The organism is Bradyrhizobium sp. 154, from assembly GCF_023073875.1.
GTDB lineage: Bacteria > Pseudomonadota > Alphaproteobacteria > Rhizobiales > Xanthobacteraceae > Bradyrhizobium.
The window spans coordinates 1-508 of record NZ_JADPKG010000035.1 but is presented as its reverse complement, the minus strand read 5'-3'; the positions used below and the strand labels follow the sequence as shown (position 1 = coordinate 508).

The following is a 508-nucleotide window of genomic DNA, read 5'->3' as shown; positions in this document are numbered from 1 at the left end:
GTCGCGTCGAAGCTGAGCGACTGGTCTTCATCGACGAGACCTGGACCAGGACCGATATGGCGCCCTTGCGGGGATGGGCGCCGCGCGGGTGCAGACTTCACGCCAAGGTTCCCCACGGCCGCTGGAAGACCATGACCTTCCTGGCGGCCCTGCGCCATGATCGGATCGATGCGCCATGGTTCATCGAGGGGCCGATCGATGGCGTGAGCTTTCGCACCTATGTCGCGAAGGTTCTCCTGCCGGTCCTTCGACCCGGCGATATCGTCGTCTTGGATAATCTCGGCAGCCACAGGAGCAAAGCAGTTCGCCAGCTCATCCGTTCGGTCGGCGCCAAACTGTTCTTCCTGCCAAAGTACTCGCCCGACCTGAACCCGATCGAACAGGTATTTGCCAAGCTCAAGCATCTGCTCCGCAAAGCTGCCGCCCGAACCGTCGATGCGGTCTGCGCCGCAATCGGCCACGCACTCGATGCCTTCACCGCCGACGAATGCGCCAATTACCTCAAAAA

At 61.6% G+C, this 508-nt stretch carries 1 protein-coding gene; it reads left to right on the top strand.

Annotated elements, in window-relative coordinates; genetic code table 11:
• A partial coding sequence (locus IVA92_RS08120) for an IS630 family transposase (protein WP_247281267.1) occupies positions 1–508 on the top strand: 508 nt, incomplete at both ends.